Consider the following 7,826-nt stretch of genomic DNA (forward strand, 5'->3'; position numbering starts at 1 on the left):
GCCCCGACGGCCAAGGATGACGGGAAGGGCCCGAGCAAGGCACAGCATGCCTTCCAGCGAGGCATTCAGGCCCTGGCGCAGTGGATCGAGCGGGAAGGTGTGGACCGGCCAGTCCCGCGGGGCCACGCTGAGGAGATCGTGGTCAACGGCGAAACGGAGCCGGTGCTCATGAAGCTGGGCGTATGGGTCTCAAACACCCGTGTGAGGCGGGACAAGCTCACCCTCGAGCAGTTGGAGGCGTTGCGGAAGCTGGGCGTGGAGTGGATCTGACGGTCGTCGGCAAGGTCCCTCTCGTTTGGTAATGATCCGAGGCTGGGTCAGGGGCCCGAGGGCGGGGGCGGGGTGGTGAGGTACGGAGCGAGTTGGGCTTCAAGGTCGGCGATGCGTTTGTCCATGAAGCGGTTGTTCTGGCGGGCGCTGGTCAGTCGTTCTTGAATCTGCTGGTTGTCCTGGGTGAGCTGTCGTACGTGCTGCTTCAAGCTGGTGTTCTCCGTGACGATCCGCTGAAGTGAGCCTTCGGGGAGATCGTGTTCGAGGTCGCGGATCTTGCCGAGGAGTTCTGCGATGTGGGTGCGTTGGGTGCGGATTTCACGCTGGGCCTGGGCGAGTGCGTCTTCGGCGTTGAGCGCACGTTCTCTCCAGGCGGGCTGGGTGCGACTGCCGCTGTTGGAGACTGCGGGATGTGGTCTGTCTGCGCGGTTGGCCTGCTCGATCAGGGCTCTGGCCTGCTGGTTTTGATAGAGGAAGGTGCGTGAGACTCGGACGGTTCGGGCAAGGGCTGCGACGGTGACAGGCGTATGGTCGTGTGCCGTGGCCGCCAGGGCGATCTGGAGGCGTTCGAGCATCTCCTGGGTGGTTTGGCGGCGGGCTCGGACGGCCGCGGCGGTGCGGGAAGTGCTCATGGCTGCCCTTTGGCGTCGTCGGATGCCTGCAATGCTGCGAGGTCTCGGGCGCGGAAGGCGGTGCTCCAGGTGCGGTGGAAGTAGTCCTGGGGGCGCCGCAGGTCCAGGGTGAGGGCTTCGTCGAGGATGCCGAGGGCGGCCAGGGCGTGCTCGAGTCCTTTGATGGCCTTGGCGGTGGGTTCGAAGACGGCGTGGAGGTAGTCGGCGGTGGCGTCGTCGGGGGCATTCTCGGCGATGGAGCGCCACTGTTCGGCTTTGCGCCGCCAGTAGAGGAGGTCTGCGCCGGAGAGGACGAAGTTGTCGCAGTTCTCGCAGTCGAGTTTCCAGGGGCAGGCTCCGCCGTCGACGACGGGTTGATAGGTGCAGAATCCCCCGTCGGCGGGGGTGCTGCGGCGGGAGAGGTCCAGGGCCAGGGCGAGGGCTGTCCCGTGGTCCATGGGGGTGGTGTCGCCGGAAAGGAGTTCGCCTGGGTTGGGGGCACCGGGCCCAGCTACCCAGACGGTGTTCAGGACGTCTTCGAGGTCGCTGTTGGTGATCTTGACGTAGTGCTCGGCCATGCGTTCGGAGAGCTGGCCGAGGTAGCGACGGATGTGGGTGAGTGTGGCGCCGGCGCGCAGCAGGTTGGTGGCCAGGGTGTGGCGGGCCTGGTGGGCGACGTACGCGCCGCCGAGGTCGAGGCCGACGATCCAGGTCTTGAAGCGCTGATTGAAATGGCCGTAGGAGATTGGCTGCCGGCCGTTGGGGTTGCGAACGCGGGAGGGGAACAGGGCCAGGCCGGGACGTTCGGCAGCTGCTGGGGTGCGGCCGTAGCGCTTTTCGAAGAGCTGGAGTGTCTTGGTGCGGCGGGCATCGAGGCGGTGGTAGACGGGTTCGGGGATGCGGATGCCCTCGTTGTAGTTGCCGACCTTGGTCTGGTCGTGCCACAGCATGGCCAGGCCGCGGTAGCGGCCGATGCAGTCCAGCCGCAGTCCGACGACCTCGCTGCAGCGGCGCCCGGTGGCGACGATGGTCTCCCAGATGTCACGCAGGCCCCGGTCGTTGAGGTCGAGTTCCTCCAGGCGGCGCAGGTTGGTCTCGTCGGTCAGTGCGCGGGCGACGTCGTCGCTGAAGGGGTTGCGGGAGCGCTGCTTGAGGCCGGTGCCGCCGAAGGGGATGGCGGTCAGGAAGCCGGTGTCGATGCCGAGGCGTTCGGCGTGGCCGGCGGTGATGGCGCTGTAGAGCAGCTTGCGGGCTTGGTTGAAGACGAATTGGCAGCTCAGGTCGGTGACGGTGGGGGATCGTCCGTCGACCAGGACCATGCCCAGGGACGGCAGGCCGTGGCGGGCGCGGTGGCGCTGGTCGGCGACGAACCGCTCGGCGTGCTCACGGCGCAGCACGGTGGGGTCGTGGCCGGCTTCGGGGGCGTCGGCTTGGAGGAAGACGCCCAGTTCGACGGCGGCGCGGCGCATCTGGTCGAAGGGGCCTCGGGTGCGGGGGCACTGCGGGGAACGGAGCCACTCGGCGAGATGGTCCCAGAGCAGGTCGCGAAGCCACCGCTGGGGAACGGTGGTGATGTCGAAGTGGCTCTGGGCGTTCTTGAAGCGTCGTCCGAAGTGATCGGTCTCCAGGAAGCCGGCTTCCTTGGTGTCCGAGGGGCTGTAGTAGACGCAGCGCAGGCCGTTGACGACTTCCCAGATGATCTTGCGGACCTCGGAGTCCATCTGCTTGCGCGTCAGGTCTTTGTAGCCCTCGTCGTGCAGGTCCATCAGGGACGTGATGCCGCCTCGCTGGCAATGTCTGACGAGATTCCTGATGCCATTGGTGGTCCACTCGGAGTGCTGGGCGGCCTGGGCATGGGTGTGCAGGCCCCACTGGATCTCGGCCCGCAGCAGCGGGGGCAGGCAGTGGAGGTTGACCAGTCCCGGCTGTGACACGGGTTCCGTGGTGGTACACCACATGTGGAAGGCGGACTCGTCGTCGTAGGTCACGGGGAGCGGGCGTCCGTCTTTGATGCGGCCGTGGATGCGTTCCGACCGGGCTCCTCCTGGACGCTGGTCGGTTTGGTAGCGGGTCTGGTGCTGGATGCACAATCCCACCGAGCCGCAGGCCAGGAACGGGCAGCGGGCCTTGCAGAGGCCGTAGCCGGGTAAGGCGTGCTGGGCCAGAGCCCATTGTCCGAGGTGGTTCCGGTCGACGCGCGCCGCCGAGCCATACTGCCAGCGGTTCTGGTGTTGCTGGCACAGCTGGGTCGTGGGGCTGACGGCCGGTCGGTCGGGGCAGATCCGGCAGCGCCCGTAGTCCACTCCCCGCGCGGCCGGAAGAGGCGTTGCGGCGTGCATGAAGGCGCGCTTGGTTTGGCCGGCTCGCTCTGCCTGTTCCCACTCCAAACAGTGGGAACCGCACAGGTTGTGGCTGACGCGGCGGATTCGTTCACAGCCGTCGACGCCGCACTGCCAGGCGTAGACCGGGTGGTGAGGCGGTATGAAGATCAGCGTGTCGCGGAAGAGCGGGTCGAATGCGGGGGCCTCGATGAGGGCTGTGAGCAGTTCGAGCCGGTCGCGGCCGATGCGGGTGGTGTCGGTGCGGCCGGGCAGCAGCGTCAGCGGGATCACGGCTGTGTCCCCCACACCTGTTCCAGCGCCGCGGTGAAGACCGGGTCGTGGACGTCCACGTGGCCGTAGACCTGCTCGACAGTCGCCGCTGAGGCCCAGCCGCCGGCATCACGCGCGATCACCGCGTTACCCCGTGCGGCGTCCAGTACCGCGGTGGCGAAGCTGTGCCGGAAAGCGTGCGGGACCACCCGGCCGATCTCCACACGGGCTGCGGCCCGGCGCAGCATGCCGCGGGCCGCGGCGGTGGTCCACGGCTGACCGCGGGAAGAGCCGTGCAGGCTTACCAGGAGCATGCCGTGAGCGGTCGGGGCAGGGTACTGCGTGGTGATGTACTCGAAGTAGGTGTGGATCATCGCCGGGCTCGCCCGGCGTACCGTCCCGCCGCTTACGGCGTTGTCCTGCCAGGTCCAGGGTGCCTTGGTCTTCACTCGGGCCCGGTTGGCGTTGTCCTCGCGATGGCAGATGTGCACGTGCGGCCCCCGGCACTGACCGCACGCGGCCTGCTCGCGCAGGTGCAGGTCGACCAGGCGCAGCCCGCACAGCTCACCGATCCGGAAACCGCCGTCGGCCAGCCACGTGACCACCATCCGGTCCCGCGCGCACGACACCGCCCCCAGCAGCAGATCCCGGGCGCCTTCCGGCAGCATCTTCGGATGCCGGCGCACCCGCTCAGCCGGAGCCAGAGGGTTCGCGGGCATGCTGTGCAGGACGTGCCCGAGCATCGCCCGCCGCCGATCCGCCCGCGTCGGCAACCTCGTGACGCGCAGCGCCTCCGCCAGCGACGGGTTCACGCCCCGGGTGCTCAGATGAAGGTAGAGGCCCTTCAGACAGGCCGCCGCGGTCTTCAACGCGCTGTGCCCGTACGGGCGTTTCCCCTCCCGCCACGGCAGACCGAACGGCCCCGGATAATCCGCTCCCAAAGCCGCCATGTAGTGCCGCAGATCCTCAAGCGACACCGACCCCGTGTCCAAGCCCGCGAACCGCAGCCACCGCAGATGATCCACCAGCACATACGCGTACGTACGGTCCGTACCTGCCGCACAGGTACGCAGGAACCCGTCCGCCTCCACCACCACCGAGCAGTCCGCATCCACGACTGTGTAGGACACCCGCCCGCCGGTACGGACGATCTCCTGCACTCGTAGCTCCCCCACCACAAGCCGACCACCCACCCGCGTGCCACCCCCTCCAGACCCAGGACCGCCCCACCGACGGCACTCCCGACCTCGAGTCCACACCCCTCCCCCACACCCACGGACCACTCCACGCGAACGTCACACACACTCAGGCCACGGTTGGTAAAGTCCGTCACCCCCACACGCCAGAACGTCCCCTCGGGTCGCGTTGACGGCAGGCATCCACAGGGGCAGGCGTGGCCCAAAGCCCAGTGGCTCATCCACACCACAACGTCGCACACCCGCAGCGCACTCACCGTCTCCGGTAGCCCCGCGTCCTGCCTCAGTTCCATCAGTTGGCGGTGCAACGCGGCGTCGTCCTCGCGCAGCGCGGCACTCAACGCAAGCCAGAACGAGGGCCGCGGGCAGCCCAGAGCGCACAGCGCACCACCTTGTCGTAGACCGGCAACAGCCGCGGACTTACGGCCGTTTTTGCCAGCTCCACCTGAGCGGCAGCGGGGCGGCGCTATCATCGGTCGATCACGCAACGCCTGACACAGTGGTCGCAGGAGGCGCCTTGTTGCACGAGCAGGTTCGCTCCTCGAACATCCGATCGGTGGGCTACAGCCAGGCGGATCGTGTACTTGAAGTGGCCTTTCACAGTGGCGCGCTGTACCGCTACGACAGCGTCCCTGCAGACGTGCACACGGCCTTGATGGCGGCTTCCAGCAAGGGTGGTTTCCTGGCTCGCTTCGTCAAGGGTCGCTACGCCTACCGCCGCATCTCGGGCTGACCCCCCCGTCGTTCCGTAGTAATTCCGTCCATCGTCGTCAAGTTGAGGCACGCGTGCAGATCTGCTCCATTTCCGTCGAGGGCTTTCGCTGCCTTGCGAACATCGCCGGAATCCCGGTTCTTTCACAGACGGTCCTGACCGGGCAGAACGAGGGTGGGAAGACCGCTCTCCTGGACGCGCTGAACTTCCTGCTACACGGAACCGCACTGAGCGAGCACGATCTCACCTACGTCAGCACCGGTGACCTCCAGGAACTGGCGGCCGACACAGTCGCCCACCAGGCGCGCGTGCCCCAGACGATCGTGACGGGCGGCTTCACCCTGAACGCCGAGGAACAGCTGCGTCTCGGGCTGCCCGAGCAGGTACGAATCCGGCGGCGCTTCCGGCCGGAGGCGGGGACCTTCCTGGAGATCCATCGCCGTGTCTGCCAGAACCCCGAACTACGTGACCTGGCAGCAGTGAAGCTAGCGGGTCTGAAGGAGCTTGCGGCCGCCCACGGGGTCGAGCCGGTCGGACAGGCGAACGCCCGGAACAGCTGGGAGCAGCCGCTTCGCGAGCTGGCCCAGGAGATGGAGCAGGTGGACGCCTGGGTACTGGCGGACTCCGAGGTGGCCGCTGCCCTGCCGACGATGGTGTACTTCAGGGGAGACTCCGTCCAGGCGCCCGAGGCCGTAATCCAAAGCCTGCTCAACTCCCGGCTGCGCGAATACACGCGCGCCGACGAGGTGGCCAAGCGGGTAACGGACCTTGAGGACTATCTCGCCGAGTCACTGAAAGAGGACATCGAGAGCATCCGCAATCACATCGCGCAGCGATGCACTCTGCCGTCGGTAGAGCTGGCTCCTCAGGTACAGGTGCGTCCGGCTCTGGTTGGCGTCGAGCTGAACGTGATGGACTCGCAGGGCCGCCGCTTCCCGCTGTCGTCCGCAGGCACCGGCCGCTCGCGCCGGATCTCGCTGGCTCTGTGGGAGAGCAGCAACGAACTTATGGGGCAGCACGACGCCACGCAGACGCCCGAATCGGATGTCGTGTTCGTCTACGACGAGCCCGACACCCACCTGGACTACTCCCACCAGCGGCGCATCATGGCGCTCATCCAACTGCAGTCCTCACGGCCCAACGCACGCGTCATCGTGGCAACCCACTCCCTCAACCTGATCGACGGGGTCGACATCTCCTCCGTGGTGCACTTGCGCACCCACGAGGGCCGGGTTCGGGCAGAGGTTCTGCGTGAGGACAGCGCGGACAAGGACGTACGCCGGCATCTGTCGACGATCGCAACAACGCTGGGGTTTCGTAACAGCGTTCTCCTGCACGAGCGGTTCTTCGTCGCGGTCGAGGGCGTGTCGGAGACCTCCGCGTTCCCCATCCTGTTCCGCAAGCACGCTGGCTTCCCCATTCAGTCCGCGGGAATCTGCCTGTGGTCCGGCGGCAGCAACGAAGGTGCGCTGCGCTTCGCGCGGTTCCTCAAAGACCACGGCCGCGACGTCGCCTTCGTCGTCGATAAGGACAGTCGCACCAACCAGAAGCGTGTTTTTAGAAACGACAAGCTCAAGGAGCACGGCTTCAACCTCGACAAGGAGTGCTTCTATCTCGGCTCCCCCAACGAGCTCGAAGACCTCTTCACCAATGACGACTGGGCCGAGACAGCCAACGCACTGTGGCAGCCGAACACCGAACGCGGCCCCTGGCAGCCCGAGGAGGTCGAAGCACTGCGGGCCGGCAAGTTCAGCTCACAGTTGCTGGACATGTTCAAGGGCGGCTCCCCCGACGGCCCGAAATCCAAAGAAGACCTCATGGTCGGCATCGCCGCGCATCTTGCCAAGGACCGCATCCCCGCCGCCCTGGCCGCAATCTTCGACTCCCTCGTCAGTCGGGCGCAGAACGCGGGGCCGCATCTTTGGTAGCCGCACCGGCCTGACGCGCCGCACGCCGCGCCTTCATCCGCATGAGCCTCTGCTGAGGCGTCGGAGCCTCCCACGTATGCAGACCAACCGAAGCCACCCACTGCGAACCGTGGTGGCCCGAGTCGTCGCCACACCAACGGCAGCCATCAGGAGCTGGCAGGTCCTTGCGATGCACGCGTATCACCCGCCCATCCCCCATGGAACACTGCCCGTATACGTCGGAATACCTTCGATATGAACACTTTCCCCGGAAGGCCATACTCAAAGAGTGCCACCCGCCACTGACAACCGGACGGACCCATTCCACTCCCAGGACTGTCTGAAGCTGTCACGCCCCCTCGACCTCGCGGACCAAGCAGACGCGGCTTCGGACAGCCAACCAGCATCCTGATGGTGGTTGAGTCAAAGGGGACCTTCTTGGCACCTGCGTTCCACAGTTGAGTGGGCTTCGCGGGGGTGCGGCGGGGTATCGGTGCAGGTCAGACAGCTGGGCCTAGCGTGAAAGGCCAGAATCGCCT

The 7,826-nt window shown here is 66.8% G+C and carries 6 protein-coding genes and 1 pseudogene; 3 read left to right on the forward strand and 4 right to left on the reverse strand.

The window, feature by feature from the left end:
* Nucleotides 1-270: helicase associated domain-containing protein (locus ACFY2B_RS45780; RefSeq protein WP_390768990.1), on the forward strand; the 270-nt coding region annotated here is incomplete at its 5' end.
* Between the two features lie 47 nt (nt 271-317).
* On the opposite strand, the gene ACFY2B_RS45785 is transcribed toward ACFY2B_RS45780, so the two are convergent.
* From ACFY2B_RS45785 to ACFY2B_RS45800, 4 genes and pseudogenes are all read right to left on the reverse strand, one after another.
* Nucleotides 318-902, reverse strand: a complete 585-nt coding sequence (locus ACFY2B_RS45785) for a DUF6262 family protein (RefSeq protein ID WP_390768991.1) — start codon at nt 900-902, stop codon at nt 318-320.
* The gene (locus tag ACFY2B_RS45790) at nt 899-3,508 is read right to left on the reverse strand and encodes a tyrosine-type recombinase/integrase (protein WP_390768992.1); all 2,610 of its coding nucleotides are present in this window, start codon (nt 3,506-3,508) and stop codon (nt 899-901) included. The genes ACFY2B_RS45785 and ACFY2B_RS45790 overlap by 4 nt, the downstream gene beginning before the upstream one ends.
* Nucleotides 3,490-4,632: a tyrosine-type recombinase/integrase gene (locus tag ACFY2B_RS45795; protein ID WP_390768993.1), complete on the reverse strand. Its 1,143-nt coding sequence runs from the start codon at nt 4,630-4,632 to the stop codon at nt 3,490-3,492. Before ACFY2B_RS45795 ends, ACFY2B_RS45790 begins: the two co-directional genes overlap by 19 nt.
* Nucleotides 4,633-4,940: 308 nt before the next feature.
* Nucleotides 4,941-5,141: pseudogene (locus tag ACFY2B_RS45800) on the reverse strand (hypothetical protein); the annotation flags it as partial.
* A 44-nt stretch (nt 5,142-5,185) separates the two neighbouring features.
* Here ACFY2B_RS45800 and ACFY2B_RS45805 point away from each other — a divergent pair.
* Complete coding sequence (locus ACFY2B_RS45805) at nt 5,186-5,401, forward strand: KTSC domain-containing protein (RefSeq protein WP_390768994.1); 216 nt, start codon at nt 5,186-5,188, stop codon at nt 5,399-5,401.
* A 53-nt stretch (nt 5,402-5,454) separates the two neighbouring features.
* Nucleotides 5,455-7,308: an AAA family ATPase gene (locus tag ACFY2B_RS45810; RefSeq protein WP_390768995.1), complete on the forward strand. Its 1,854-nt coding sequence runs from the start codon at nt 5,455-5,457 to the stop codon at nt 7,306-7,308.
* Nucleotides 7,309-7,826 lie beyond the last annotated feature (518 nt).

The organism is Streptomyces sp. NPDC001270 (assembly GCF_042896695.1).
In the GTDB taxonomy this organism is placed as follows: domain Bacteria; phylum Actinomycetota; class Actinomycetes; order Streptomycetales; family Streptomycetaceae; genus Streptomyces.

What these genes read in the sequence shown, in the direction of transcription:
- ACFY2B_RS45785 (WP_390768991.1), bottom strand. Translation starts at nt 902, where the DNA reads ATGAGCACTTCCCGCACCGCCGCGGCCGTCCGAGCCCGCCGCCAAACC.